The sequence below is a fragment of the Nonomuraea sp. ATR24 genome, assembly GCF_041950485.1.
Lineage (GTDB): Bacteria > Actinomycetota > Actinomycetes > Streptosporangiales > Streptosporangiaceae > Nonomuraea > Nonomuraea ceibae.
The window spans coordinates 1-26,235 of the sequence record NZ_JBGNUU010000009.1; the positions used below are offsets into that span (position 1 = coordinate 1).

Sequence of the window (26,235 nt, forward strand, 5' to 3'; positions counted from 1 at the left end):
TTGGTGGGGGAGGGGAGGGCGTGGTGGACGGCCAGGGCGGCGGCGAGGGTGAGGGGGACGTTGATCCAGAAGATGGCGTGCCATCCGCCCACCTCGACGCCCAGCAGCGAGGCGGCGGGGACGCCGGCGAGGAGGCCGCCGTACACGGGCCCGAGGGCGCTGCCGAGCTCCTGGGCGGCGCCGACGGCGCCGAGGGCCAGGGGGCGCTCCCGCTCGCCCCACAGGTCGCCGATGAGCGCCATCGTGATCGGCAGCAGCGCGCCCCCGGCGACGCCCTGGACGGTGCGGCCGGCCACCACCATCACCTCCCCGGACGCCAGCGCCGTCAGCACGGAGCCGGCCGCGAAGGCCGCCAGGCAGGCGTGGATGAGCGGCCGCCGCCCGAACCGGTCGGACAGCCGCCCCAGCAGCGGCATCGCCGCCACGTACCCGAGCAGGAACCCGGTGACCACGGGCGTGACCCGTTCGAGCCGGTTGAGCGGGATGCCGATGTCGGCGGCGATGTCGATGAGGACGGTCACGACCACGTACGCGTCGAGGGCGGCGAGCAGCACCACCGCCCCGCCCACGCCGAGGACGACCCGGCGGGCGCTCCTCATCCGGCGGACGGCGCCGACGACGACGATGACGACGGCGGGGGCGTGATCGTCACCGGCGCGTCGTAGTCGGCGAACGAGACCGTCACCGTGCCCTCGCGCAGCTGCAGCAGCACCTTGGTGAGCCTGCTGCTGGCCCGGTCGACCCAGACGGTGCCGTTGACGCCCTCGGTGACGCCGGGCACCAGCGTGCTCAGCGCCTGCCCGGTGAAGGCGACGTCGACCCGGTAGGCACCGTCCTCCTCGGCCCGGACGAGCGGGTCGGCGGCGGTGGCGAGCAGCCCCGGGATGCCCTTGGCGGGGTCGAGGATGAGCGACGGGTCGTAGAGCTGGGCGAGCTGTTGCCGGGTCATCTCCTGGTAGCCGCCGGTCGGCCCCTTGAAGTGGACCTTGTCGCCGATGAGCATGAACGACACCTCCTGGAGGTTGCCGAACACCTCCAGCGTGATGGTCCCGTCGGCGTCGCCCTCGGCGGTGAGCCGCCCGTCGGCCTTCTTGACGGGCACGTTCGGCTTGCCCTCGGTGGCGATGGAGAACGCGGCGGATTTGACCGTCTTCATCGCCTCGGCGGCCTGGCGCATCAGGTCGGGCCCGGCGGGCAGCGCCGCGCCCTCGCCTGCGGAGGAGCAGGCCGCCAGGGCCACGACGGCCAGGGCCACCACGAGCAGCTTTCTCAACATGAGCGGATCGTAGCGAGCGGGACGGACACCCGGGCGGCCCCTGCGGTATCGACTGCGTGTCAGCGCAGTTTCTTCAGATGCTCCACGATGGGCCCGTAGGCGGCCTCCAGCTCCTTGAGCTGGTCGTCGGTGAGCCGGTCGACGAAGTGCTCGCGCACCCCGGCCACGTGGTCGGGCGCCACCCGCTGGATCGTCTCCCAGCCCTCGTCGGTCAGCACGGCGAACGTGCCCCGCCGGTCGTCGCGGCAGTCTTCGCGGGTGACCAGGCCCTTGGCCTCCATCCGGGAGATCTGGTGGGAGAGCCGGCTGCGGGACTGGATGGTCGCGTCGGCCAGGTCGCTCATCCGCATGCGCCGCGCGGGGCTCTCGGACAGGTTGACCAGGATCTCGTAGTCGTTGAGTGACAGGGCGTGTTCCTGAAGCTCCCGGTCCAGGCGGTGCATGAGCAGCTTGTGCAGGGCCAGGTGGGTTCGCCAGGCACGCTGCTCAGCGGGGGAAAGCCAGCGAGGCGCGCTCATGATCTCCAATCTAGCGCACGTAGAGTGACGAAGGTGGGGGAGAAGTCGGGAGAGAGCCTGGGCACCGTGCTGGTGGCCGGGGCGGCGAACCTCGCCATCGCGGTGGCCAAGCTGCTGGCGGGGATCGTCAGCGGGTCGGCGGCGATGCTGTCGGAGGCGGCGCACTCGGCGGCCGACACGGTGACGGAGGTGCTGCTGCTGGTCGCGGTCCGGCGTTCGGGCAAGCCGGCCGACCGGCGCCATCCGTTCGGATACGGCAAGGCGGGGTTCTTCTGGGCGATGATGGCGGCGTTCGCGACGCTGGCGGGCGGCGCCGGGTTCTCGATCACCCACGGCGTGCACGAGATCGTCCGCGGGGAGGAGCTGTCGGCGCTCACCCCGGCGTACGTGGTGCTGGCGGTCTCGTTCGTCATCGAGGGGGTGTCGTTCCTCAAGGCGTACGGGCAGCTGCGCGGCGAGGCGGGCCGGTGGCGGGTCAGCCCGCTGCGGCTGGCCAGGAAGACGTCCGACACGGCGCTCAAGGCGGTGCTGCTGGAGGACGGGGCGGCGCTGGCCGGGCTGGTGATCGCGGCGCTGGGGCTGCTCGGCTCGCAGCTCACCGGGTCGTCGCTGTGGGACGGCCTGGCGTCGGTCCTCATCGGCGTGCTGCTGCTGGTGGTCGCGCTCACGCTCATCCAGGCGAACCTGTCGCTGCTCATCGGCCAGGCGGCGCCGCGCCCGATCGAGACGGGGGTGCGCGCGGTGCTCCTCGTCCAGCCGGAGGTGGAGGACGTGGTCGAGCTGCTCACCATGGTCATCGGGCCGGGCCGGTTCCTGGTCGCGGCGAAGATCGACTTTCGGGACGAGGTGCGCGCCGGAGGTGTGGAGCGCGCCTGTGAGGAGGTGGACCGCAGGCTGCGCGAGCGCTTCCCCGGCATCGACCAGGTGTTCCTCGACCCCACCCCGCCCCGCCGCCGCTAGTCGAACGCCATGACGATCGCCACGCCGACGACGTGCATGACGACCACGGCGACGAGCAGCGACACGAACACGAACTTGGCCGGCCCGTGCTCGAACGTCCGGCCCTCTTCGAGGGGGCGCCGCTGGGTCATCCGGTCCGCGATGCGCTCCTCCAGGGGCTTCTTGTAGAACATGCGCCCACATTATCCGGACATCGGCAGGCGGGTGGCGGGCGAGTCGGTGATCACGGCCACCAGGACGTCCGGCTCCGCGTGCCATTCCAGCAGGTGGCGGCCCGTCCAGTCCGGTTCGGCCGTGGCCATCTCGGCGAGGGTCAGCTCGCCCCGCTTGATCAGCGCCTCCTTGCGCACCCAGTGGCGGATCAGGTCCTCGTTGCCGCGCGCCCCGGCCAGCTCGGCGGGGGTGAGCGCGATCGGGGCCAGCGTGCGGTCGAGCGGGCCTGGCGGCACCCGCTCGGCGTCCACGCCGACGCGGCCGGGGCCGGCCGCCGCGCACACGTAGCCGCGCGTGTGGCTGAGGCTCACGCCCAGTTCGGGGGCTTCGACCAGGTACGGCCTGCCGTGCCCCGGCCCGTGCACGTCGCAGTGCTGCGCCAGCGTCAGCTCGCCGGGATCGGCGCCCAGCACCCGGCCGGCGCAGAGCCGTACCAGCAGGTGGGCGGCGACGAACGCGATCCGGTCGGGGGCGAAGCGGAAGCGCGCGGCGCGATCGCGCTCGACGTCCGTCAGCCACTCCAGGGGTGCGCGCACCTCGTCGGGCGGGCAGCCCATCGCCGCCGCCAGGGCCGTCGCAGGAGTGATCGTCACTGGGTGGATCGTACCTCCCGCGCAGGGAATTTGAGGGGGATTTCACCGCCCGCCAACCCCTCCAAATACGGATAAATCCTAGGATTAAGTGATATTTCGGGATAAGTCGCGCACTGGGGGTGGCGGCATGGTCCAGCTCATCAAGCCGGAGCTCGACAGGCTCCGCGACCGCTGCGCCGGGCGGGTCGTCACCCGCCACGACACCGAGTACGACGTGCTGCGCTCGATCTGGAACGGCGCCATCGACCGCCGCCCCGCCGTGATCGTCCGGTGCAGCGGCCCCGAGGACGTCTCGGCGGGCGTGCGCTTCGCCCGCGAGGAAGGGCTGGAGATCTCCGTACGCGGCGGCGGCCACGGCTTCGGCGGCTCGGCCGTCACCGACGGCGGCCTCATGCTCGACCTCAGCCCGCTGCGCCTCGTCGACGTCGACCCCGCCACCCGCAGCGCGGTCTGCTGCGGCGGCGCCACCTGGGCCGACGTCGACGCCGCCACCCAGGCCCACGGGCTGGCCACGCCGGGCGGCACGATCAGCCACACCGGCATCGGCGGCCTGACGCTCGGCGGCGGGTTCGGCTGGCTGACCCACAGGCACGGCCTGACGATCGACAACCTCGAGGCGGCCGACCTGGTGCTGGCCGGGGGCGAGCAGGTGCACGCCTCCGCCCGGGACCACCCGGACCTGTTCTGGGCCCTCCGGGGCGGCGGCGGCAACTTCGGCGTCGTCACCGCGTTCACCTACCGGCTGCACCCCGTCGGCCCGGCCGTGCACGTCGCCGTGCTGTTCTGGGAGGCCGAACGCGGCAGGCAGGCCGCCGAGGTCATCGACGCCGCCGCCACGGGCCTGCCGGACGACGCCGCCGTGCTGATCGGCTTCGGGATGAGCGCCCCGCCCGCCCCGTTCGTGCCCGAGGAGCACCGGCTGCGCCCAGGCCACGCGCTGATCGTCGCCGGGTTCTCCACGGCCGAGCGGCACGAGGCGGTGCTGGCCTCCATCCGGCGGGAGCTGGAGCCGCTGTTCGAGTTCGTCGCGCCGATGCCGTACACGCAACTGCAGTCGCTGCTCGACGAGAGCGCGCCGTGGGGCATCTCCGCCTACGAGAAGGCGCTCGACCTGCCCGGCCTCACGCCCGAGGCGATGACGGCGATCTGCGAGCAGGCGGCGGGCAAGTCCTCGCCGCTGTCGTTCCTGCCGACCTTCCGGCTCGACGGCGCCTTCGCCGCCAGGGACGACGACGCCACCGCGTTCAGCGGCAGCCGCGCGCCGCACTACACGATGTCCATCGCCGCGATCACGCCCTCGGCGGACGAACTGCCCGCCGAGCGGGAGTGGGCGCGCTCCGCCTGGGAGGCGCTGCTCCCGTACGCCGGGGGCACGGGCTCGTACGTGAACTTCATCGCCGACCGGGACGAGGAGCGGGTGCGCGCCTCGTACGGGGCGAAGTACGACCGGCTGGCGGCCGTCAAGGCCGCCTACGATCCCGACAACGTCTTCCACCTGAACGCCAACGTCAGGCCCCGGCCGGGGCGGGAGGAACCGCCCCGGCCGTGACCGTCATCGGGTGAGGCGGTAGCCGGGCAGCCCGGGGATCGGGCCGGTCGGCGGCCGGTGACGCAGGGCGGACATCTCGGCCGGCGGCACGGCCTGGCACCGCAGGCCCCGCTCCGGCGGGTCGACGGAGACCAGGTAGGCGTCGATCGCCCGCGTCGGGCAGTCGCCGCGGCCGTAGATGCCGTGACCCCAGCCCTCGTAGGTGATCAGCCGGGCCTCACGGCCGATCTGCCGCGCCGCGCTCACCGCCCACGGGTAGCCCGTGGCCGGATCGTGCAGGGCGTTGCCCAGCAGCAGCGGGGGTGTGCCGTCGACGCGCAGCCGATGCTGCGGGTTGGGGATCGGCGCCTCGGTGCCCAGGCACGCCGCGGTGATCGGATGCGCCGCCGCGCTGACCAGCATGTCCGGCGCGATGCGCGCGGACCTGCGCAGGTGCTGCTCGTAGGCGCGGTAGTCGCGGATGGGCAGCAGGTAGTCCTGGCAGAAGACGCGCGTCGGATCGTTGATCGCCTGCTCGGCGGACGAGGCCGACGAGGCGGTGGAGGGCGGGGTCAGGATCGGGCGGGCGGTCGCCGCGCCGCTCTCCAGCGCCACCAGGAACTCGGCCAGCTCCTTGAACGCCGGGCCGTAGAACGCGCCGAACGCCTGCCCGATCAGGTCGAGCTTGCCCAGCTTGATCTCCGGGGAGCCCGGCAGGCTCAGCTCGCCGCGCTCCGCCCGCGCCAGCAGGTCCGCCCAGACGGTCCGCACGTCCCTGCCGTGCAGCGCGCACGTCCGGGTGCGCTCGCACCAGGCGACGAACTCGTCGAAGGAGTCCTGCGCGGTCCACGACTCGGTGTCGAGGAACGCCCGCGTGCCCAGGCTGTGGTCCATGTTGCTGTCGAGCGCCAGCGCGCGGATCCGGTGCGGGAACCGCTCGGCGTAGAGCTGGCCGATGAGCGTGCCGTAGGAGATGCCGTAGTAGGTGAGCTTGTCGTCGCCGAGCGCGGCGCGCAGGGCGTCGAGGTCGCGCACCACGCTGCCGGTGTCGACGTGGTCGAACAGCGGCCCGGTGCGGGCCCGGCAGTCGTCACGGTAGCGCCGGTTGTGCGCCAGCAGCGCGTCGAACCCGGCCTGGTCCCTGATCGACAGCGGGTCGGGCGCCTGGAGGGCCAGCTCCAGCGAGCACAGGACCGGATGGCTGCGCGCCACGCCGCGGGGGTCGAAGCCCACCACGTCGAAGCGGCTGGTGATCTCCGGGGTGAAGCCGAGGTAGCCGCCCACCACGGCGTCCACGCCGGAGCCGCCGGGGCCGCCCGGGTTGATGACGAGCGAGCCGATCCGGGCCGCCGGATCGCTCGCCTTGCGCCGGGCCAGCGCGAGCTCGAACGTCTCGCCGCGCGGCCTGCGCCAGTCGACGGGCACGGTCAGCGTGCCGCACTCGGCCGACGGGTCCTCGGCGCACGGAGCCCAGGAGATCGCGCCCGCGCTCGCCGTGGCCGGCGTCAGCGGCGCGATAAGGCTGAGGACGAGAGCGGGGAGGAGCGAGAGGATCAGGACAGGTCTTCGCACTGCGCGTCCAATCGTCGGGGATCCGATCATCGACCGGATCTCCCGACAAGACCATCCGACTGGAGGACGAAACGGATGTCATCCTCCAGGCCGACATCAGCGCAGCAGACCGGCCATCCAGTCCTCCACCTCGTCGGGGTGGCGGGGCAGCGCGCCGGACATCAGGCGGGCGCCGTCGGCCGTGATGACCAGGTCGTCCTCGATCCGCACGCCCAGGCCGCGGAACTCCTCCGGCAGGGTGAGATCGTCCGGCTGCAGGTACAGGCCGGGCTCGACGGTGAGCACCTGGCCCTCCTCCAGGACGCCGTCGAGATAGACCTCGGCGCGCGCCCTGGCGCAGTCGTGCACGTCCAGGCCGAGCATGTGGCCGCTGCTGCACAGCGTGTAGCGGCGGTACAGGCCCGTCTCCATGAGCGTGTCGGGCGACTCCTTGAGCAGGCCCCACTCGTTCAGCCCCTCGCAGATGACGCGCATGGCCGCCTGGTGGAAGTCGCGGAAGCGGGCGCCGGGCCGCAGCGTGGCGATCGCGGCTGCCTGCGCCTCGTACACCAGCTCGTACACCTGCCGCTGCACCGGCCCGAACCGGCCCGACAGCGGCAGCGTGCGGGTGACGTCGGCGGTGTAGAGCGTGTCGGACTCCACGCCCGCGTCGAGCAGCAGCAGGTGCGCCGGGTCGAGCGGGCCGTCGTTGCGGATCCAGTGCAGCACGCAGGCGTGCGCCCCCGAGGCCACGATGCTGTCGTAGCCGGTCGCGTTGCCCTCCAGCCGCGAGCGCAGCCCGAACACGCCCTCCAGATAGCGCTCGCCGCGCGGGTGGCCGAGCGCCGCGGGCAGGGCGCGCACCACGTCCTCGAAGCCGCGCGCGGTGGCGTCGACCGCCCCCTGCAGCTCGCCGACCTCCCACTCGTCCTTGATCAGCCGCATCTCCGACAGGAAGCCCTCGAACTCGGCGTCGCCGTCGCCGGGCGCCACCATCGCGTCCACCGCCGCGTCCACGCCGCGCAGCACCCGCGCCGAGCCCTTCAGGTCCAGCTCGCGGATGTGCGCGCAGTCCACCTGGTACAGCTCCGACGCCTCGGCCAGGTCCGGCCTGCGGCCCACCCAGAACTCGCCGTAGCGGCGGTCGCGGTAGAACTCCTCGCCCTCCTCGCGGGGCGAGCGCGGCCTGACGTACAGCCGCGCCTCGCCGGACGGCTCGATCACGAGCACGTCGTCGGGCTCGCCCGCGCCCGTCAGGTACGCGTACGCGCTGTGCGGGCGGAAGCGGTAGTCGCTGTCGTTGCTGCGGACCTTGAGCCGCCCCGACGGCACCACCAGCCGCTCCCCGGGGAACCGGCTCGCCAGCGCCGCCCGCCGCTTGGCCGCCCACGGCGCGACCGGCAGCGCCGTGACGTCCGTGCGCCGGGTGTCGGCCCACCCGGTCCGCATGAACGCGGCCAGCTCCCCGGTGATCGGCAGGTCGTGGCTCCCGGTGTTGAGCGGCTCGTTCATCAGGTGTCTCTCCGCAGGTGGATCGTGATTATCCCGGACTTTCGGTACGGCAGCTTACGTGACTCCTTGACGGGCTCCCACCCGGTTGCTTGCCTGGGACGACAAGCGCTTAACCGGGTGCCCGCCGGGGTAACTCAGAGCCGAGGTGGTGCAGATGCTCATCGGGACGATCCTGCGCGGCAAGGGAAGCGGCGTCACGACGGTGGCGCCGGAGGCCACCGTCCGCGACCTGCTGGACAAGCTCGCCGAGCACAACATCGGCGCCGTCGTGGTCTCCGCCGACGGCGTGACCATCGACGGCATCGTGTCCGAACGCGACGTGGTGCGCCGCCTGCACGACCGGGGCGCCGCCATCCTCGCCGAGCCGGTGTCGTCGATCATGACGGTCGAGGTGCGCACCGTCGCGCCCGGCGACCGGGTCGACGAGCTGCGCAAGATCATGACCACGCACCGGGTGCGGCACATGCCCGTGGTCGAGGACGGCCGCCTGGTCGGCATCGTCAGCATCGGCGACGTGGTCAAGAGCGCGATCGAGGAGCTGGAGACCGAGAAGGCGTCGCTGGTGGACTATCTTCACCGCTGACCGGGGTGGGACCCTGGTCGGGTGATGTACGGGCCTCCCGAATACCCTCGCGCGTCCAGCAGCCCGACGATCATCCTGCTGGTGTCGGGGATGACCGGTGTGCTGGGGTTCCTGATCGGCTTCTTCGCCGGGCTCGGCTCGGGGGAGACGGCCGCCCCGCCCGCGCCCCGGGTCACGGTGACGGTCGAGGGGCCGACGGCCGAGCCGGAGCCCGCCCCGACGGCCACCGGCCAGCCGCCGGGCACCGAGGCTCCCGGCACGGGCGCGCCCGACACCGGGACGCCCGACATCGGCACGCCCGACACCGGCGCGCAGCCCCCGGGCACCGGCACGCCGCCCGTGACCGCCGGGCCCGGCGGCGGCAACGCCACGCTCCGCACCCTGGTCGTGGGCGTCGACATCCAGCCCGGCACCTACCGCACCACCGGCCCCGTCACCGCCTCCCAGAGCTGCTACTGGGCCCGGATGAAGGGCACCACCGCCTCGATCGCCGACGTGATCGACGCCGGCATGCCGACCGGCCCCGCCACCGTCACCGTCCTCGCTACGGACAAGTCGTTCCAGACCGGCGGCTGCGCCGAGTGGACCAAGGCGTGAAGCAGGTGTTTGCGGAGGCCACACCGCACGTAGGAGGATTCCCTCAGCCCACCTAGGAGGATGACATGTCGGTGTTGCGGAGCTTCGTGGACAGCGTGCGGAACGGCTCGATCGAGGTGATCGACCTGACCGCGCCCCTCTCCTCGGACACGCCGATCCTCCAGCTCCCCGAGCCGTTCGGCAACACGATCCCGTTCCGCCTGGAGGAGATCAGCCGCTACGACGACCGCGGCCCCGCCTGGTACTGGAACGACATCCACACGGGTGAGCACACCGGCACCCACTTCGACGCCCCCGTCCACTGGGTCACCGCCCGCGACGGCCAGGACGTGTCCCAGGTGCCCGTGACGAGCCTGCTCGCCCCCGCCGTCGTCCTCGACTTCGCCGCCGAGGCCGCCAAGGACCCGGACTTCCTCCTCCAGGTCGACCACGTCAAGGAATGGGAACGCGCCAACGGCCCGCTCCCCGATGGCGGCTGGCTCCTCTACCGCACCGGCTGGGACTCCCGCTCCGGCGACCAGGCCGCGTTCCTCAACGCCGACGAGACCGGCCCGCACACACCCGGCATCTCCGTCGAGTGCGCCCGCTGGCTGGCCGAGGAGACGCCCGTGCTCGGGCTCGGCGTCGAGACCGTCGGCACCGACGCGGGCGCCGCCCACTCCTTCGACCCCGCCTTCCCGTGCCACTCCTACCTGCTCGGAGCCGGCAAGTACGGCCTCACCCAGCTCCGCAACCTCGACCGGCTCCCGGTGACCGGCGCCGTCGTCGTCGCGCCGCCGCTGCCCATCCTCGGCGGCTCCGGCAGCCCCGTACGCGTGCTCGCCCTCGTCGAGCGCGGCGGCGGCGAGGCCGGGCAGGCGCGGTGACCGTCGCCGAGGCCGTCGGGCGGGCTCTGGCCGCCGCCGGGGCCCGCGTCGCGTTCGGGGTGGTCGGCAGCGGCAACTTCCACGTCACCAACGCCCTCGTACGGCACGGCGCGCGTTTCGTCGCGGCCCGCCACGAAGGCGGCGCCGCCACCATGGCCGACGCCTACGCCCGCACGAGCGGCCACGTCGGCGTCGTCACCGTCCACCAGGGGCCCGGGCTCACCAACGCGGTCACCGGCATCGCCGAGGCCGCCAAGAGCCGCACCCCGCTCGTCGTGCTGGCCGGCGAGGCCACCGACGCGCGCTCCAACTTCCACATCGACCAGGACGCCCTGGCCCGCTCCGTGGGCGCCGTCGCCCTGCGCGTCACCTCCCCGGCCACGGCCGTCGCCGAGGCCCTGGAGGCGTTCCGCCTGGCCCGCGACGACCGCCGCACCGTCCTGCTCAACCTTCCCCTGGACCTCCAGACCGCCGACACCGCAGCCAGTACGGAGTCCACCCGCGTCGAAGGAGTCCCGGACCGTGGGGTGGCAGGGGGCGCCGCCCTTGAGGGGCCTGCCACCGGCCAGGGGGACCTTCGCGCGAGGGTGGAGGAGCTCGCGCGGTTGCTGCGGGAGGCGCGGCGGCCGGTGTTCGTGGCGGGGCGCGGGGCCAGGCGGGCGCGGGCCGAGGTGGAGGCGCTGGCCGGGCGGGCCGGGGCGCTGCTGGCGACGTCTGCGGTCGCCCGGGGCCTGTTCCGGGGCAGCCCGTGGGACCTGGACGTGAGCGGCGGGTTCGCCACGCCGCTGGCCGCCGAGCTGATCCGCGACGCCGACCTGGTGGTGGGCTGGGGGTGCGCGCTGAACATGTGGACCACCCGCCACGGCGCGCTCATCGGCCCGGACGCCACGGTCGTGCAGGTGGACCTGGAGCCCGAGGCCGTCGGCAGGCACGTCCGCGCGGACCTGGGGGTCGTCGGGGACGTGGCCGTGGTGGCGCGCGCGGCCGGGGACGCCCTCGCGGCCGGGCAGCCGTCCGCGGGCTACCGGTCGGCGGACGTGGCGCGGCGGATCCGGGAGGAGGGCCGGTGGCGGGACGTGCCGTACCGGGACGAGAGCGGCGACGGCCGGATCGACCCGAGGACGCTCAGCATCGGCCTGGACGACCTGCTGCCCGCCGAGCGCACCGTGGTCCCCGATTCCGGAAATTTCATGGGATATCCGGCGATGTTCATGGATGTCCCCGACGAGGCCGGGTTCTGCTTCACCCAGGCGTTCCAGGCCGTCGGGCTGGGCCTGGCCGGCGCGATCGGCGCGGCCGTGGCACGCCCGGACCGGCTGACGGTGGCGGCGCTCGGCGACGGCGGCGCCTGGATGGGCGCGTCCGAGCTGGAGACCGTCGTGCGGCTCGGCCTGCCGATGGTGGTCGTGGTGTACGACGACGAGGCCTACGGCGCGGAGGTGCACCACTTCGGGCCGGGCGGCGACCCGCTCGACACCGTGCGGTTCCCGCCGGCCGACCTGGCGGCGGTGGCGCGCGGGCACGGGTTCGCGGCGGTGACCGTGGGCGCGGCGGCGGACCTGGCCGGGGTGGCCGACTGGCTCAAGGGGCCGCGCGACCGGCCGCTGCTGGTGCACGCCCAGGTCACCCGGGAGCGCGCCTCCTGGTGGCTGGAGGAGGCGTTCCGGGGCCACTAGAGCTTGCGCTGGGTGCGGGCCTCCTCGGCGGCCGACAGCACGGTGGCCAGCGGCGCGCCGCCGCCCGCCGCGACGGCGGCGGCGATCGCGCCCTCCACGAACGGCACGTCGGCCAGCACCACCCGGCCCGGCTCCACCAGCAGCCTGGCGGTCAGCACCGAGCTGCCGAGGTCCGGGATGAGCACCACGCCGTCGCCCTCGTCGACCTGCTCGACGGCCTGGTCGATGAGGTCCACGCTGGTGCCGGTGCGGCCGTCGCCGGTGCCGCCGCACGCGGCGACCCGCACCCGGTCGCCGGCGATGCACCGGGCCAGCGAGGCCACCTCGGCGGCCAGCCCGGCGCTGTGCGAGATGAGGATGAGCCCGACCATCAGGACGCCACCGCCGCCAGCGCCGCCATGATGATCGCCGCCGAGGCCGCCCCGGGGTCCTCGTGGCCGACGCTGCGCTCGCCGAGATAGCTGGCGCGGCCCCGGCGGGCCCGCAGCGGGATCGTCGCCCGCGACCCCTCCTCGGCCGCGCGGGCCGCCCGCTCGAACGCCTCCCGCGCCGCGATCTCCTCCTGTACGGCCCGCGTCAGCTCCCGGGAGGCGGGCACCAGCGCGTCCAGCATCGTCTTGTCGCCCTGCGCCGCCTTGCCCAGCCGCTCCACCGCCCGCACCCCCGACTCGAACGCCGCGGCGAACACGGCCAGCGTGACCGGCGAGTCCATGCTCTTGCCCATCTGCCGGAACGCCGACCCGTACAGGGGACCCGAGGCCCCGCCGACGCGGCGGATCAGGGTCGTGCCGGCGGACACCAGCGCCTGCACGGGCGTGGCGGGCGGCCACTCGGCGAACGCCTGCCGCACCTCGGTGAAGCCGCGGTCGAGGTTCGCGCCGTGGTCGGCGTCGCCGATGGCGGCGTCGAGCGCGGTCAGCCGGTCGCGCTGCAGCCGCACCAGCCGGCCCGCGTCCTCGAACCAGGCCAGGAAGAACGCCGTGTCCATCCCCTCGCCCGTCCCGCGGTCCATCAGCTCGCCCATCCCGCCCATCAGCGCCCCCAGCGCAGCCCCGGAGTCTCGACCGGTGCGTCCCAAAGGCGCGTCAGGTCGTCGTCGAGCCGGCACACGGTCACCGAGAAGCCCTGCATGTCCAGGCTCGTCACGTAGTTACCCACCAGCGAGCGCGTCACCCGTGCCCCCTTGCCCCGCACGAACGACTCCACCTCGGCGAAGACCACGTACAGCTCCATCAGCGGGGTCGAGCCCATGCCGTTGACCATGACGAGCAGGTCGCCGCGCAGCGGCAGGTCGCCGTGGATCGCCTCCATCGCGATCGCGGCCAGCTCGCGCGCCGACACCAGCGGGACGCGGGCGCGGCCGGGCTCGCCGTGGATGCCGATGCCGAGCTCCACCTCGTCGCCGGGCAGGTCGAAGGTGGGCTTGCCGGCGGCGGGGGAGGTGCAGGAGGTGAGCGCGATCCCGAACGAACGGCTCCGCCCGTCCACGTCGGCGGCCACCCGGGCCACCTCGGCCAGCGGCGCGCCCTCCTCGGCCAGCGCCCCGGCGATCTTCTCCACGAACACCGTGGCCCCGGTGCCGCGCCGCCCGGCGGTGTAGAGGGAGTCCTGCACGGCCACGTCGTCGTCGACGATCACCTTCGCCACCTCGACGCCCGCGCACAGCTCGGCGGCCATCTCGAAGTTGAGCACGTCGCCGGTGTAGTTCTTGACGACGTGGAGCACCCCGGCGCCGCCGTCGACGGCCCTGGTGGCGTCGAGGATCTGGTCGGGCACCGGCGAGGTGAAGACGTCGCCGGGGCAGGCGGCGTCCAGCATGCCGTGGCCGACGAAGCCGGCGTGCAGCGGCTCGTGGCCGGAGCCGCCGCCGGAGACCAGCGCCACCTTCCCCGGCCTCGGCGCGTCGGCCCGGTAGACCACGCGGTCGCGCACCCGCAGGGACGGGTGGGCCGCGGCCAGGCCGTTCAGCGCGTCCTCAACCACGGACTCGGCCGTGTTGATGAGCTTCTTCATGGTGAGAACATCTGCCCGTTATGACGCCCTGGCAAGCACCCCGGCGTGGAGGGCCGGCCGGGTAGGCTACCGTCTGCACATGGCTGAGATCGTGTACCCGCCGGTGATCGCCGCCGCGCGGACCCTCTTTCGCGTGCTCGACTACCGCTTCCACTTGGAGGGCACCGACAACGTGCCGCGTTCCGGCGGCGCGGTGCTGGTGAGCAACCACATCAGCTATCTGGACTTCATCTTCGCCGGGTTCGGCGCGCTGCCGTCCAAGCGGCTGGTGCGGTTCATGGCCAAGCAGGACGTGTTCGACCACCGGATCTCCGGGCCGCTGATGCGCGGCATGCACCACATCCCGGTCGACCGGGGGGCGGGCGCGGGCTCCTACGCGACGGCGCTGCGCATGCTGAAGGCCGGCGAGGTGGTGGGCGTGTTCGCCGAGGCCACGATCAGCCGGTCGTTCACCGTCAAGGAGATCAAGAACGGCGCGATCCGGATGGCGCAGGCGACCAAGGTCCCGGTGATCCCGGTGGCGCTGTGGGGCAGCCAGCGGCTGTGGACCAAGGGCAGGAAGAAGCAGCTCCTCCAGCGGCACGTGCCGATCACGATCCTGGTGGGCGAGCCGATGCACCCCAAGCGCGGCGAGGACGTCAACGAGCACGCGGCCGACCTGCGCGAGCGGCTGACGGCGCTGGTCGACCGGGCGCAGCGCACCTACCCGGAGATCCCGCCGGGCGTGTGGTGGCAGCCGGCGCACCTGGGCGGCACCGCGCCGACCCCGGAGGAGGCCGCCGCGATGGACGCCGCCGAGGCCGAGGCCAGGGCCGCCAAGCGGGAGGACTAGATCGCCGCCTGATAGCTGCTGGCGCGCATGCCCGCCAGCAGCCCCGCGGTCTGCTCCGGGGTGAAGCGGCGCACGGGGTCGTGGTGCAGCAGGCCCTCGATGAGCGGGCGCATCACGCCGGCCCGGCGCGGCGGCGGGAACCGGCCGCTGCGGGCCATGCCGAGCACGGTCGCGGCGTCCTGCCCCGGGTAGGGCGGCTGGCCCTCGATGGCGCTGTAGAGGGTGGCGCCGAACGACCACATGTCGGCCTCCTTGCTGGCCGGGCCGCCGTAGAGCCGCTCGGGGGCCATGAACGCGGGGGTGCCGCGCAGCCGCCGCGAGGTCGTCATGCGGATGTCACCCTCGGCGGTCGCTATGCCGAAGTCGCTCAGCACGACCCGCTCGCCCGTCAGCATGACGTTGGCGGGCTTGACGTCACGGTGCAGCACGCCGGCCTGGTGCGCGGTGCGCAGCGCGGCGAGCAGGTGCTGGCCGATGGCCGCCACCGACTGCGCCGGCAGCGTGCCGACCTGCGACAGGAGCTGGTGCAGCGACAGCCCGTCGAGGTATTCCATCACGATCCAGAGCTTGCCGCCCTCTTCCATGAGGTCGTGGACCGTGACGATGTTGGGGTGGCTGAGCCGGGCCGCCATTCTCGCCTCGCGAAGGACACGACGGCGCACCATCTCGGCCTCGCCGGCGAGCGTCAGCTCCTTGAGCGCCACCTCACGGTGCAGAAGCTGATCGAACGCGCGCCAGACGACGCCCATGCCCCCACGACCGGCCTCCTCGTTCAGGAGGTACCGTCCGCCGATCTCCCGCCGCATACCATCCCCTCTTTGACAGGGGTAATCATGTCATCTCTGCGCGCAGCTTTGGGTGCCTAACGTGATCTGGATATGTCGGGAATCGTAGCTTGGCTGGTCAACGGCGCGGAAATTCGCCCGCGAACGACACGCCAGAGCAGGCCGACGGCCACGAGCGACAGCACGACGGACCCGCCGAACACCGCGGGCAGCCCGGCCGCCTCGCCCAGGACGCCGCCGAGCGCGGCCCCGACGGGCATCCCGCCCATGCCGATCAGCCGGTAGGCGGCGTTCACCCGGCCCAGCAGCTCGGTGGGGATCAGCCGCTGCCGGGTGGAGATGACGAGCACGTTGGACACCGCGCTGGAGATGCCCCACAGCAGCGCCGTCGGGTAGAGCAGCCAGGTGACGGGCACGAACAGCGGCACCAGGTGCAGCAGGGTGTTGAGCAGCCACATGCCGATCAGCGTCCGGCCCTCGCCGAGCAGCCCGGAGATCCGCTCCGACACCAGCGCCCCGGCCGCCGCCCCGGCGGCGAACACGGTCAGCATGAGCCCGTAGCCGCTCGGCTCCAGCCCGAACCGCGACTCCTCGCCGACCAGCCACAGCACGAACACCCCCCAGTAGGCGGCGGTGGCGAAGTTCAGCGTCCCGGCGGTCAGGGCCAGCGCCCGCAGGAACCGCTGCGACCACAGCCAGCGCAGCGCCTCGGCGATCTCCCCGGCCATGGGCCGCCGGGCGCCCGCCGGCTGGTAGGAGCCCCGCATGCCCAGCAGGAGCAGCCCGGCCGCGGCGTACAGGAGGCCGGGCCCGCCGAAGACGGCGGCGGGCAGGACGGTGACGAGGACGCCCGCGAGCGGGGAGCCGGCGAACTCGTTGCCGATCATCTGGGCGCTCTGCAGCCGCCCGTTGGCCCGCGTGAGGGCCTGGGGCTCGACCGCCATCGGCAGCACGGACTGCGCGGAGGTGTCGGCGAGCACCTCGGCCACGCTCGCCAGCAGCACGGCGGCCAGCATGACCCACAGGTTCATTAGCCCGAGCACGGCCAGCGCGCCGGCGGCCACGAGCACGCCCGCGCGCAGCGCGTTCGCCGTCACCATGATCCGCCGCCGGTCCAGCCGGTCGGCCAGCGCCCCGGCGGGCAGCGCGAACAGCAGCCACGGCAGCGTGGTGGCCGCGCCGACGAGCGCCACCTGCGCGGGGGAGCGGGTGAACGACACCGCCAGCAGCGGCGCGCCCACCTTGAGCACGCCGTCGGCCAGGTTCGACAGCGTGGCCGACGACAACAGGAAGCCGAACGATCGATTCACCGGGGCACTCCGATAGTGTGTAAGGAAAAGTGTGCAAATGAACCTTTGCAAAGATAGGTGTGCACAGTGATGTCCCGCAAGAGCCCTTCCGCGCGGAAACTCGACGCGAGCGCGCTCAAGTCCTTCGCCCATCCCCTCCGCCTGCGCCTGTACGAGCTGCTGGACGAGCACGGCCCCTCCACCGCCACCCGGCTCGCCGCCCTCGTGACGCAGAACACCGGCGCCACCAGCTACCACCTGCGCGAGCTGGCCAGGCACGGGATGATCGAGATCGCCCCCGAGCTGGGCCGAGGCAAGGAGAAGTACTGGCGGGTGGTGCCCGGCGGCTTCTCCTACGGCGACCCGCCCGGCGACCCCGAGACGGCCGGCGCGCTGGAGTTCCTCCTCGACGACCTCGTCCGGCGGCGCGGCGCCGAGCTGGCCCGATGGCGCGAGGAGGAGCCGCGCACCCCCAAGGAGTGGGTAGAGGCCAGCGTCCTCGGCCGCCGCTCCCTGCGCCTGACCCCCGACGAGACGCGCGACCTGCGCGACGAGGTGTTCGAGGTGATGGAACGCTACCGGGCCCGCTCCGACAGCCGCTCCCACGACGCCCCCGGCACCGGGCACGTCGTCATCCACTTCGACGTCCTGCCCACAGGCATGACGGACTCCTAGGGGCCGCCCTCATCACTTCCGCGCATACCGGTGAACGCGCCGGGGACGGCCTGCGTACCTCCTGCCGACCAGCGAGAACCGGAAGGGGATGAGGGCACGTGCGACCCCGACGCGGCCGTACCCTGCTCGCCGCCTGCTGTGCCGCCTGGTGTGCCGCCGCGCTGCTGACCGGCTGCGGCGGGCAGGCGGCCCTGCCCAGCGCCGACACGGCCCGGGTGGCGGACCTCCTGGAGACCGACATCCCGGAGGAGAGCCTGGCCCCGCCCGCCACCAGCCTCACCGACCCCACCGGCGCTCCCGCCCCCACCGGCGCCCCCACCGGCGCCCCCGCCGCCTCGCCCGCGCCCGGCCGGCGTGACGACCTCACCTGGCCCACCGAGTCCGGCCCGCTGTCGCCCGCCGACCGCGACCTGATCAAGAAGGTACGGCTGGCCACGCTCTGGGAGATGACGATCGCGCAGGAGGCCGTCCAGCGCGGCGCCAGCGGCAAGGTGCGCACGATCAGCGCCGAGATCGCCGAACAGCACCACGGGCTCGACGTCGAGGCCAGGGAGCTGGCCAAGCGGTTCGACATCCGGCTGCCGGTGGAGCCGACCGAGACGCAGCAGCGCTGGATGGCCGACATCTCCGGCAGGTCGGGCCGCGACTACGACGTCACGTTCGTGAAGTGGCTGCGGCTGGCGCACGGGCAGATCTTCGGGCTCATCGGCGCCGTACGCGGCAGCACCCAGAACACGCTCGTCCGCAAGTTCGCCGAGACCTGCAACGCGGCGGTGCTCAACCACCAGCGCCTGCTGGAGAGCACCGGACTGACCGGCCCCGAGTCCTTCCCCAGCCCCCCGCCCGTTTGAACGGCCACCGCCCGCTCGATTGTGAAAGTAGACTCTCAATTAAGAGACTGCACTCACAAGGAGCTGTCATGACTGATCTGCCCACCCGCCGCACCCCTGGATGCCCGTTCGACCCGCCCGCCGCCCTCTCCGACCGGCCCGCCGTCGGCCCCCTCACCTTCCCCGACGGCCACCGGGGCTGGCTGGTGACCGCGTACGAGCCCGCCCGCGCCGTCCTGGCCGACCCGCGCTTCAGCGTGCGCGCCGACCTCAGGCACTCGCCGCTGCCCCGCCCCAACGTCCGGCCCCGGAGCGCCGACGGCACCGCCCCGCCCGGCTGGTTCGGCGGCATGGACCCGCCCGCCCACAGCCGCTACCGGCGACTGCTCGCCGGCAGCTTCACCGTCCAGCGGATGCGGCGCCTGGAGCCGCGCGTCGCCGAGATCGCCGCCCGCCGCCTCGACGCCATGGCCGCCGAAGGCCCGCCCGCCGACCTCGTCCAGGCGTACGCGCTGCCGATCCCGTCCCTGGTCATCTGCGAGCTGCTCGGCGTCCCTTACGACGACCACGCCTTCTTCCAGGAGCACTCAGCCGTCGCCCTGGACCTGGCCAGCTCCGAGGAGCGGGCCACGGCGTCGGTCGGCGAGCTCGCCGGCTACCTGGCCGGGCTCGTCCGCCGCCACCGCGCCCGCCCCGGTGACGACCTGCTCGGCGAGCTCGTCACCCGGAGCGACCTGACCGACGAGGAGCTCACCAACATCGCCCTGACGCTCCTGGTCGCCGGGCACGAGACCACCGCCGGCATGCTCGCCCTCGGCGTCTTCGCCCTCCTGCGGCACCCCGACCGGCTCGACGCGTTCCGCCGCGACCCGTCGCTCACCGAGACCGCCGTCGAGGAGCTGCTGCGCTACCTGACCGTGGTCCACCTGGGTGCCCCCGGCCGGGTGGCCCTGGAGGACGCCGAGGTGGGCGGCCGGACGGTCCGCGCGGGCGAGACCGTCGTGCTCGCCCTGCCCGCCGTCAACCGCGACCCGGCCCGCTTCCCCGACCCCGCCGTCCCGCGCCTGGACCGCGCCGAGGCCCGCCACCACCTGGCCTTCGGGCACGGCGTCCACCAGTGCCTGGGCCAGCAGCTCGCCCGCATCGAGATGCGCATCGGCTTCCGCGCGCTGTTCGACCGCTTCCCGGGGCTGCGCCTCGCGGTCGCGCCGGACGAGGTGCCGATGCGGGACACGGCGCTGGTGTACGGGGTGCGGCGGCTCCCGGTCGCCTGGTAGCCGCCGCCGGCCGCGGGGGCGCGACCTGAGGATGACCCCGGCGCGACCTGGTGACGATGTGCGCGGGGGCGGCGGGGCGGCACTCTGGGCCGGTGAACACCTCTCAACCAGGACACCGGCGTTCCGCCGTGCCCCTCGTGATCGTCGCCGCCTGGTCGGTGAGCTACCTGGTCCTCGGCCTCCTCTGGGCGTCCGGCGGGCCGGGATACCCCTTCGACGCGGGCGGGGAGGGCGTGGGCAACACGCTGCTCGACCCCCTCCCGGCGGCGGCCGGGGGCGGCGCGCTGGCGGGGGCGGCGCTCGTGGCGGGCGTCGTCGCCGCGCTCGCCGCCCGGGGGCCGCTCGCCCGGCCCGCCGCCGTCGTGGCCGTCGTGGCGGGCGCCGCGCTGGCGGTGCTCCTGCCCGACGTGCGCATCATGATGACCGCCGGCTACCTGCCGGTGATGCTCGTGGCCGTGCTCGCCGGGCAGGCCGAGTTCTCGCTGATCGTGTCCATGCTGACCTGGCCGACGGTCAACCTGCTGATCCTGATGGCGGCCGGCGTCGCCCTGATGGCGCTGGGAACGCGCACCCTGCTCGCGGGGGCCCAGCGCGCCGGTGGCGCGGATGGGGCGCTGCGGGCCGGGCGGTGGGCCGTCACCGTCGCGGTCGCCGTCCCCGTCGTCTACGCGATCACCCGCGTCGGCTGGCTGCTCGGGATCCCCGTCGGCATCAGCGACGACTTCCTCGCGAGCATCGCCTCGATCACCCCGATCGGCGCGGGGCTCGCCACGCTCGGCCTGCTCGGCGCGGTCCTCACGCTCGGCCTGGTCCGGCCGTGGGGCGAGATCTGGCCGCGCTGGGTGCCGTTCCTGCGCGGCCGTCCGGTCCCGGCCCGCCTTCCCGCGTACGCGGCGCTGATCGTCGCCGTGCCCATCACGTCCGCCGGGCTGATGTACGTACGCAAGAAGCTCACGGGTGAGCAGGCCGGCCCGCCGGGAGCCGTCGACGAGCTGGGCGCCTGGCTGCCGGAGATGCTGTGGCCGCTGTGGGGCGCCGCCCTGGCCGTCGCCGGGCTCGCCTACCTGGCCCGGCGCCGCGACCCCGCCACCGCGATCCGGCCGCGCCGCCGACCATAATGGCGGGTGTGCGCGCGTCCCTGTCCCAGGCCGAGGCCGCGGTGGACTCGTTCCTCGGCCGGCACCGGCTGAGCGTCGACGCCGTGCTCGCCGTGCTGCTGGCCGTGCCGCTCGGCCTCGTCTCCTCCGGCCTGCTCCGGGCCTCCGACAGCCCGCTCTCCCTGCGCCTGCTGGCGGGCGCGGCGGTGCTGATGGTGCACGCGTGCGTGATCCCGCGCCGCGTCCGCCCGCTCGCCGCGTACGGCGTGGCCGCCGCGGCGATGCTGCTGCTGGGGCTGCTGCCGCCCCTGCACGACCCGGCCGGCGCCTACTACCCGGCGGTGATGCTGCCCAGCTCGCTCGTCTTCGGGCTGCTCCTCTACACGGCGTCGGCCCGGCTCGGCCTGCGGCTCGGGCTGGCCTGCCTGGGCGTCGCCCTGGCCGGGGTGGTCGTGGTCCTGGCGCGGGTGTGGGCCCCGGCCTCGTGGGGCGGCTCGTCGGGCGGCTACGGCCTGGCCGCCTGGCGGATCGGGCTGTCGGCGGGCCTGGCCGCCGTGACCGCGTGCCTGTGGTGGCTGGGCCGCCTCAGCCGCGTGCGCGCGCTGTACGTGGCCGAGCTCCGGGCCAAGGCCGAGCGCGCCGAGGCCGACCGCGCGCGGGAGCGGGCCGAGGCGGCACGGGCCGAACGCGACCGGATCAGCCGCGAGATGCACGACGTGGTGTCCCATTCGCTCGCCGTCATGGTCAGCCAGGCCGAGGGCGGCCGGCTGTCCGATCCGGGCTCGCCCGGGGCCGCCGTGTTCGCCACCATCGCCGGTGTCGGCCGCGATGCCCTGCGTGACATGCGCGGCCTGCTGGGCGTGCTGCGCGCCGACGGCGGCACCGCGCCGCAGCCCGGCCTCGGCGACCTGCCCGCCCTGCTCGACCACGTGCGCACGACCGGCGTACGGCTGTCCGTGGCGGAGAGCGGCGAGCCGCGCCCGCTGCGGCCCGCCGCCGACCTGACCGCCTACCGCGTCGTGCAGGAGGCGCTGACCAACGTCATCAAGCACGCCGGGCCCGAGGCCACGGCGGAGCTGGCGCTGGCGTGGAGCCCCGGCGCGCTGCGCATCACCGTCCGGAACGCCGGCGGCGGGCGGGACGGCGGATCGGGCGCCGGGCCGGGCGGCGGGCCGGGCGCCGGATCGGGCGCCGGGGAGCCGGACGGCGGGGAGCTGGGCGCCGGGCTGACCGGGATGCGCGAACGCCTCCGCATGGTCGGCGGCGCCCTGGAGACCGGCGCGCGGCCCGGCGGCGGCTTCGAGCTGTCGGCCGTCGTCCCCTACGAGCCGAGGAGCCTCCCATCATCCGCATCATGATCGTCGACGACCAGGAGCTGCTGCGCCACGGCGTCACCATGGTGGTGCGCTCCCAGCCCGACATGGAGGTGGTCGCCGAGGCGGCCGACGGCGCGGAAGCCCTGGAGAGGCTGAAGGCGCTGCGCGTCGACGTGGTGGTGATGGACATCCGGATGCCCCGCATGGACGGCGTCACCGCCACCCGGGAGATCCAGCGGCTGGCCGACCCGCCCAGGGTGCTGGCGCTGACCACGTTCGACCTCGACGAGCACGCGCTGGCCGCGCTGCGGGCGGGCGCGAGCGGGTTCATGCTGAAGGACGCCCCCGGCGAGGAGATCATCGCGGCCATCCGGCACGTGCACCGGGGCGACGCGATCATCGCGCCCGCCACGACCCGGCGCCTCGTCGGCAGGCTGGTCGCCCCGGGCGGCGGCGATCCCGAGGCCCTGCTGGGCGCCCTCACACAGCGCGAGCGCGAGGTCTTCCTCGGCCTGGCCAGGGGCGCCTCCAACGCCGAGATCGGCGCCGAGCTGTTCCTGTCGGAGGCCACGGTCAAGACGCACGTCGGCCGCATCCTGACGAAGTTCGGGCTGCGTGACCGGGTGCAGGCGGTGGTCCTGGCCTACGAGTCGGGCGTCGTCACCCCGGGCGACCGCCGCCCGTAGCCGCCCGTACCCGGGGAGCCGCCCGGGCACGGGGAGCCGTCGCGCCGGGGAGCGGCCGTGCCCGGGGGGAGCGGTCAGAAGCCGGTCAGCTCCGGGTGGTCCCTGACGGGCCGCAGGACGCCGGGCAGCACGGTGCGCAGCTCGTCGACCGTGGCGGGCGGCAGGTCGAGCCGGACCTCGTAGCCGGCCTCCGTGCCCAGGTCGTCGGCGGCCTCGGGGGTCAGCTCCAGCCGGAGGACGGCGCCGTCCAGCGTGATGGCGCGGACCCCGTCGCCGGTCGTGCCTTGGTCGGCGCGGCTCACGAACCACTCGGCGCCGCGCCGCAGCACCAGCAGATGCCCGGCCTTCCGGTCGCCCCCGCGCTCGCCCAGGTAGAGCAGGTGCTCGCCCACCCTCTGCCGGTGCTCCAACACGCGCGCGGTCAGGGCGGACGGCGGCCGGTAGGCCAGCTCCCCGCCGATCGGCAGCAGGGGCCCGGGCTCCTGCCCGCCTCGGTGGCTGTGGAGCCGGTCGTAGCGCTCGCCGTAGGTGACGGGCAGCCCGAGCGGTGCGGCCGTCGGCAGCGCGTCCAGCAGCCACCCGGGCGGCTCCGCGCGGGGGAACGCGGTCAGCTCCACCAGCGCGGCGGCGGGCGGCACGTCGGCGAACGGCGGCCCGGCGGCGTCGACGCGGCCGTGGTAGGCCCGGCTGCCGGGCGTGTACTCCAGCTCGCAGGTGAACCAGGTGCCGTCGCCCGCCCGGTAGGACAGCTCGCGCAGCCGCCGGAACGGCTCGTCCAGGCCCTCGGCGGCCAGCTCCCGCCCGTCGCACGTGAGCCGGGTCCGCGCGTGCGCGCCGACCTGGGCGTGGTGGACGGCCAGCCGCGACCAGCCGGGCGCGGCGGCGGCGCGGGCCAGCTCGCCGATCGTCAGGCACAGGTCGTGCCCCTCGTCGTAGCGGGTGTGCCGCCGGCCCCGGATCCGCTTCGTTCTCATGGTCATCCTTCCTGGGCGGTGAGCCGGTCGTGCAGGGCGCGGATCGCGCGGAGCAGGTCGCCGGCGCCCTTGCGGGCCGCCAGGTCGCGTACCTCGGGGATCTCGCCGCGAGCGCCGGACCAGCCGGCGGCGGCTCCGGCGAGCGCCACGAACGCGGCCAGGCCGTGGCGCGGGCGCTCGCCCGGCCTGGGCAGCAGCAGGGGCAGCGCGGCGGCGGCGATCCGCCACACGTGCGCGTGGGCGCCCTGCGAGGCGGCGGCGTCGAGCGCGGCGGTGAGGTCGGTCAGCCGGATCGTGCCCTGGGCCGCCATGAGCCCGGCCTGGCGGCCGATCCCGGCGGCGGGCAGCTCGTCCCGCGCGGCCGCCTCCAGCAGCACGCCGACGGACTCGGGCAGCTCCGGGTCGCCCAGGACGCGGGCGAGCACCGCCGCGCACGCCTCCCCGGCGGGCCCCTCGGCCCGGGCGAGCTGCCGGGCCTGCTCCGCCCCGACGTGGAGCGGCCCCCAGCCCCGGGTGAGCAGGTGCGGCATGAGGTGGGCGGCGGCGACCTCGCGGTGCGAGGGCAGCGTCGAGGGCCACCAGGCGCAGTGCTCGGCCTGCGAATGCGGCCAGGGGAGGCTGAGCATCGCGTCGACCAGCGGGAGCCCCGTGGCGGTCGCGTCGATCGAGACCACCGGGCGCAGGGTGTGGCCGTGGCGCCGGTGGCAGTCGTGGTCGCCGTTCGCGCTGCCGCACTCCCACGCCAGCCCGACCTCGGCCTCCGGGCAGGTCCACGCGGCCACCATCCGGCCGGCGGCCGACGTCAGGCGGGACGCCCGCTCCGCCGCGTCCGGGTCGGGGGTGCGGGGCAGGCGCAGCAGCGCCTGCTGCAGGTCGGCGGCCGGCGGCCGGGCCCCGGCCGCCTCCAGCACCTCCATGCGGCGGACCAGCTCGGCCGCCGCCACGTGCCCGGTGGTGTGCGTCGGCGTGGCCAGCAGCAGCGGCGGCAGCGTGTCGTCCTCGACGGCCCGCAGCACCTCGGCGCCGCGGTGGAGCAGCAGCAGGTGCGGCACGGCGACCCGCCGCGGCAGAAAGGCCTGCCAGACGCCCCGCGCCGGGGCGGTGCCCGAGAGGGAGCGGGCGGCGCCGAGCAGCCACTGGCCGGGCCGCGTCCACTCGCCCGAGCGGTAGTCGTCCACGGACGAGGAGAAGAGGCGGGGATACATCTCCGCCGCCACGCCCGCGCGGTCGTGGTAGGCGAGCGTGACGAACCCGGCGAGCAGCCGCTCCCACGCCTGCCAGGACCGCGGCGCGCCCGCCATGAGCAGCCGCCCGAGCTCCTCCACCGTCTCGATCGGAGGCTCGGCCTCCTGGGAGCGCGCGGGCGCGGACGGCAGCGGCGGCGGCGTGAACACGGGCTCGGCCTGCGCCACCTCCCCGCCGCCCACGGCCTCGGCCACCTGCCGTCCGAGGCCGGCGGGCAGCAGCCCGACCGCCTCGCGGACGGCGGCGCGCCCCTCCTCGTCCATGCCGCCCGCGCAGGCCAGGACGAGCTCGACGGCCTTCTCCCGCAGCTCGGCGGAGTCGGCGGCGAACGCGCGGGCCAGCGGCGCGGCGGCCACGGCGGCCAGCGACGGCTCCTGACGGACCGAGCGTTCGAGCCACGACAGCCCGCCGCGCACCAGCTTGCGCTCCGCCCTGAACAGCAGCGACTCCCACGCCTCGCCCAGGTCGTCGGCGGACAGGCCGGTGACCCGGCGCAGCCGCTTCATCGCCAGCTCGGCGACCGGGCCGGGCGCGGACGCCAGCAGGCACCGGTAGTCGCGGGCGTGCGGGGCCGTCTCGGCGGGAGCCGGGTCGAGCGCCTCGTGCAGGCGGACGAAGAACCGCAGGTCGACGGCCGAGCCGCCGAGCAGGAACCGGCGCACGCAGCCCTCGATCAGCGCCTCGCGCTTGATCCGCCCGGCCTCGGCCAGCGCCGTCAGCGCGCCCAGCCAGCCCGCGCCGGGCGTGCTGTCCCACTGGAGCGCCCGGCCCACGCCCGTGGCCTCGAACAGGCGCGGCAGCAGGTGGTCGAGCAGCGGGTCGTCCGCCAGGCCGTCGGCCCCGCGCGTCACCCAGGCGGTGACCAGCGGATCGTGGTGCGGCGGCTCGATGCCGGTCTCGCCCAGCACGGCGAGGGCGAGCGCGGCGCCGGCCTCGTCACCGGCGCGCACGCGCAGCGCCAGGCGCTCGGCCAGGTCGGCCCGCCAGGCGGCCGGCCGGTCGGCGAGCACCGCCAGGACCAGGCGCGTGCCGGGCTCCGCGCGGCCCCACCGGGGCGTGAAGTCGCGCCGGAGCAGCCAGGCCGCCACGGCTGCCGCGCCGCCGATCGTGGCCGCGCCCGCCACGCGCAGCGCCGCCGCGTAGCCGATCAGGCCGTCGTCCCAGCGGTCGAAGCGGCCGCGCAGCTCCTTCAGCAGCCCCGGCAGCCGCGCCGCCACGTCCTGGCGCGCCGCGCCGTCGAGCGCCGCGACCTTCTCGGCGACCCGGTCGGGCCGCCGCGCCTCGATCAGCTTCCTGACCTCGCCCCAGTGATCCATGTCGCGGACGGTAACGGGCCCCGCCGA

Annotated in this window: 27 protein-coding genes; 13 read left to right on the forward strand and 14 right to left on the reverse strand. The window is 74.7% G+C overall.

Features of this window, described 5'->3' with window-relative positions:
- The 3 genes from ACBI99_RS22310 to ACBI99_RS22320 form a co-directional block, all read right to left on the reverse strand.
- A partial coding sequence (locus ACBI99_RS22310; protein ID WP_375073370.1) for an MFS transporter occupies positions 1 to 599 on the reverse strand: 599 nt, incomplete at its 3' end.
- Positions 596 to 1,276 carry an LppX_LprAFG lipoprotein gene (locus ACBI99_RS22315; RefSeq protein ID WP_375073371.1) on the reverse strand — a complete coding sequence of 227 codons (681 nt, stop codon included), beginning with the start codon at positions 1,274 to 1,276 and terminating at the stop codon, positions 596 to 598. The genes ACBI99_RS22315 and ACBI99_RS22310, both read right to left, overlap by 4 nt.
- A gap of 59 nt (positions 1,277 to 1,335) precedes the next feature.
- On the reverse strand, positions 1,336 to 1,794 hold the full coding sequence (locus tag ACBI99_RS22320; RefSeq protein ID WP_219513405.1) for a MarR family winged helix-turn-helix transcriptional regulator: 459 nt from the start codon (positions 1,792 to 1,794) through the stop codon (positions 1,336 to 1,338).
- Positions 1,795 to 1,827: 33 nt separating this feature from the next.
- Here ACBI99_RS22320 and ACBI99_RS22325 point away from each other — a divergent pair, with 33 nt between their 5' ends.
- Entirely contained in the window at positions 1,828 to 2,754 is a 927-nt protein-coding gene (locus tag ACBI99_RS22325) for a cation diffusion facilitator family transporter (protein WP_308126099.1), read from the forward strand.
- Here ACBI99_RS22325 and ACBI99_RS22330 read toward each other — a convergent pair.
- Both ACBI99_RS22330 and ACBI99_RS22335 read right to left on the reverse strand, forming a co-directional pair.
- Positions 2,751 to 2,927: a hypothetical protein gene (locus tag ACBI99_RS22330; protein WP_219513382.1), complete on the reverse strand. Its 177-nt coding sequence runs from the start codon at positions 2,925 to 2,927 to the stop codon at positions 2,751 to 2,753. The two genes, ACBI99_RS22325 and ACBI99_RS22330, sit on opposite strands and share 4 nt — an antisense overlap.
- Positions 2,928 to 2,936: 9 nt before the next feature.
- Entirely contained in the window at positions 2,937 to 3,560 is a 624-nt protein-coding gene (locus tag ACBI99_RS22335) for a 4'-phosphopantetheinyl transferase family protein (RefSeq protein WP_375073372.1), read from the reverse strand.
- A 127-nt stretch (positions 3,561 to 3,687) separates the two neighbouring features.
- On the opposite strand from ACBI99_RS22335, the gene ACBI99_RS22340 reads away from it, so the two are divergent.
- The gene (locus ACBI99_RS22340) at positions 3,688 to 5,109 is read left to right on the forward strand and encodes an FAD-binding oxidoreductase (RefSeq protein WP_375073373.1); all 1,422 of its coding nucleotides are present in this window, start codon (positions 3,688 to 3,690) and stop codon (positions 5,107 to 5,109) included.
- Positions 5,110 to 5,112: 3 nt separating this feature from the next.
- On the opposite strand, the gene ACBI99_RS22345 is transcribed toward ACBI99_RS22340, so the two are convergent.
- Both ACBI99_RS22345 and ACBI99_RS22350 read right to left on the reverse strand, forming a co-directional pair.
- On the reverse strand, positions 5,113 to 6,660 hold the full coding sequence (locus ACBI99_RS22345) for an alpha/beta fold hydrolase (protein WP_375073374.1): 1,548 nt from the start codon (positions 6,658 to 6,660) through the stop codon (positions 5,113 to 5,115).
- 96 nt (positions 6,661 to 6,756) lie between these two features.
- Positions 6,757 to 8,151, reverse strand: coding sequence for an aminopeptidase P family protein (locus ACBI99_RS22350; RefSeq protein WP_219513366.1), 1,395 nt, complete (start codon positions 8,149 to 8,151; stop codon positions 6,757 to 6,759).
- Between the two features lie 154 nt (positions 8,152 to 8,305).
- Between ACBI99_RS22350 and ACBI99_RS22355 the strand changes: the two genes are divergently transcribed.
- From ACBI99_RS22355 to ACBI99_RS22370, 4 genes are all read left to right on the forward strand, one after another.
- Complete coding sequence (locus tag ACBI99_RS22355) at positions 8,306 to 8,734, forward strand: CBS domain-containing protein (RefSeq protein WP_375073375.1); 429 nt, start codon at positions 8,306 to 8,308, stop codon at positions 8,732 to 8,734.
- 90 nt (positions 8,735 to 8,824) lie between these two features.
- A complete protein-coding gene (locus tag ACBI99_RS22360) occupies positions 8,825 to 9,331 on the forward strand; it encodes a hypothetical protein (RefSeq protein ID WP_375073376.1) in 507 nt (168 codons plus the stop codon).
- 65 nt (positions 9,332 to 9,396) lie between these two features.
- Positions 9,397 to 10,197 carry a cyclase family protein gene (locus ACBI99_RS22365; protein ID WP_219513361.1) on the forward strand — a complete coding sequence of 267 codons (801 nt, stop codon included), beginning with the start codon at positions 9,397 to 9,399 and terminating at the stop codon, positions 10,195 to 10,197.
- Positions 10,194 to 11,873, forward strand: a complete 1,680-nt coding sequence (locus tag ACBI99_RS22370) for a thiamine pyrophosphate-binding protein (protein ID WP_375073377.1) — start codon at positions 10,194 to 10,196, stop codon at positions 11,871 to 11,873. The genes ACBI99_RS22365 and ACBI99_RS22370 overlap by 4 nt, the downstream gene beginning before the upstream one ends.
- Here the strand turns inward: ACBI99_RS22370 and dhaM are convergent.
- Genes dhaM through dhaK form a run of 3 tightly spaced genes read right to left on the reverse strand, consistent with a single transcriptional unit; the run spans position 11,870 to position 13,886 of the window.
- Positions 11,870 to 12,244, reverse strand: a complete 375-nt coding sequence (gene dhaM / locus ACBI99_RS22375) for a dihydroxyacetone kinase phosphoryl donor subunit DhaM (RefSeq protein ID WP_219513355.1) — start codon at positions 12,242 to 12,244, stop codon at positions 11,870 to 11,872. The two genes, ACBI99_RS22370 and dhaM, sit on opposite strands and share 4 nt — an antisense overlap.
- Positions 12,244 to 12,906: a dihydroxyacetone kinase subunit DhaL gene (gene dhaL, locus ACBI99_RS22380; protein ID WP_375073378.1), complete on the reverse strand. Its 663-nt coding sequence runs from the start codon at positions 12,904 to 12,906 to the stop codon at positions 12,244 to 12,246. Before dhaL ends, dhaM begins: the two co-directional genes overlap by 1 nt.
- Positions 12,906 to 13,886, reverse strand: a complete 981-nt coding sequence (gene dhaK / locus ACBI99_RS22385; RefSeq protein ID WP_219513353.1) for a dihydroxyacetone kinase subunit DhaK — start codon at positions 13,884 to 13,886, stop codon at positions 12,906 to 12,908. Before dhaK ends, dhaL begins: the two co-directional genes overlap by 1 nt.
- A gap of 79 nt (positions 13,887 to 13,965) precedes the next feature.
- On the opposite strand from dhaK, the gene ACBI99_RS22390 reads away from it, so the two are divergent.
- Positions 13,966 to 14,718 (forward strand): 1-acyl-sn-glycerol-3-phosphate acyltransferase, encoded by a 753-nt coding sequence (locus tag ACBI99_RS22390; protein WP_219513352.1) that lies wholly within the window; start codon positions 13,966 to 13,968, stop codon positions 14,716 to 14,718.
- Here the strand turns inward: ACBI99_RS22390 and ACBI99_RS22395 are convergent.
- Entirely contained in the window at positions 14,715 to 15,524 is an 810-nt protein-coding gene (locus ACBI99_RS22395) for a serine/threonine-protein kinase (RefSeq protein WP_219513351.1), read from the reverse strand. The genes ACBI99_RS22390 and ACBI99_RS22395 overlap by 4 nt on opposite strands.
- A gap of 56 nt (positions 15,525 to 15,580) precedes the next feature.
- Complete coding sequence (locus tag ACBI99_RS22400; protein WP_375073379.1) at positions 15,581 to 16,813, reverse strand: MFS transporter; 1,233 nt, start codon at positions 16,811 to 16,813, stop codon at positions 15,581 to 15,583.
- 69 nt (positions 16,814 to 16,882) lie between these two features.
- On the opposite strand from ACBI99_RS22400, the gene ACBI99_RS22405 reads away from it, so the two are divergent.
- The 6 genes from ACBI99_RS22405 to ACBI99_RS22430 all read left to right on the forward strand — a co-directional run bounded on the left by ACBI99_RS22405 (position 16,883) and on the right by ACBI99_RS22430 (position 22,673).
- A complete protein-coding gene (locus ACBI99_RS22405) occupies positions 16,883 to 17,467 on the forward strand; it encodes a helix-turn-helix transcriptional regulator (RefSeq protein WP_219513349.1) in 585 nt (194 codons plus the stop codon).
- Positions 17,468 to 17,565: 98 nt separating this feature from the next.
- Entirely contained in the window at positions 17,566 to 18,318 is a 753-nt protein-coding gene (locus tag ACBI99_RS22410; RefSeq protein WP_375073380.1) for a DUF4142 domain-containing protein, read from the forward strand.
- 68 nt (positions 18,319 to 18,386) lie between these two features.
- Positions 18,387 to 19,574, forward strand: a complete 1,188-nt coding sequence (locus ACBI99_RS22415) for a cytochrome P450 (RefSeq protein ID WP_375073381.1) — start codon at positions 18,387 to 18,389, stop codon at positions 19,572 to 19,574.
- Positions 19,575 to 19,702: 128 nt separating this feature from the next.
- Positions 19,703 to 20,692, forward strand: a complete 990-nt coding sequence (locus tag ACBI99_RS22420) for a hypothetical protein (RefSeq protein WP_375073382.1) — start codon at positions 19,703 to 19,705, stop codon at positions 20,690 to 20,692.
- 8 nt (positions 20,693 to 20,700) lie between these two features.
- Positions 20,701 to 22,029: a sensor histidine kinase gene (locus ACBI99_RS22425; RefSeq protein ID WP_375073383.1), complete on the forward strand. Its 1,329-nt coding sequence runs from the start codon at positions 20,701 to 20,703 to the stop codon at positions 22,027 to 22,029.
- The gene (locus tag ACBI99_RS22430; RefSeq protein ID WP_219513319.1) at positions 22,026 to 22,673 is read left to right on the forward strand and encodes a response regulator transcription factor; all 648 of its coding nucleotides are present in this window, start codon (positions 22,026 to 22,028) and stop codon (positions 22,671 to 22,673) included. The genes ACBI99_RS22425 and ACBI99_RS22430 overlap by 4 nt, the downstream gene beginning before the upstream one ends.
- Before the next feature lie 74 nt (positions 22,674 to 22,747).
- Here ACBI99_RS22430 and ACBI99_RS22435 read toward each other — a convergent pair whose 3' ends face one another.
- Both ACBI99_RS22435 and ACBI99_RS22440 read right to left on the reverse strand, forming a co-directional pair.
- Positions 22,748 to 23,647 carry a hypothetical protein gene (locus tag ACBI99_RS22435; protein ID WP_219513290.1) on the reverse strand — a complete coding sequence of 300 codons (900 nt, stop codon included), beginning with the start codon at positions 23,645 to 23,647 and terminating at the stop codon, positions 22,748 to 22,750.
- A 2-nt stretch (positions 23,648 to 23,649) separates the two neighbouring features.
- Positions 23,650 to 26,208, reverse strand: coding sequence for a DUF6493 family protein (locus ACBI99_RS22440; protein ID WP_375073384.1), 2,559 nt, complete (start codon positions 26,206 to 26,208; stop codon positions 23,650 to 23,652).
- Positions 26,209 to 26,235: the final 27 nt, after the last annotated feature.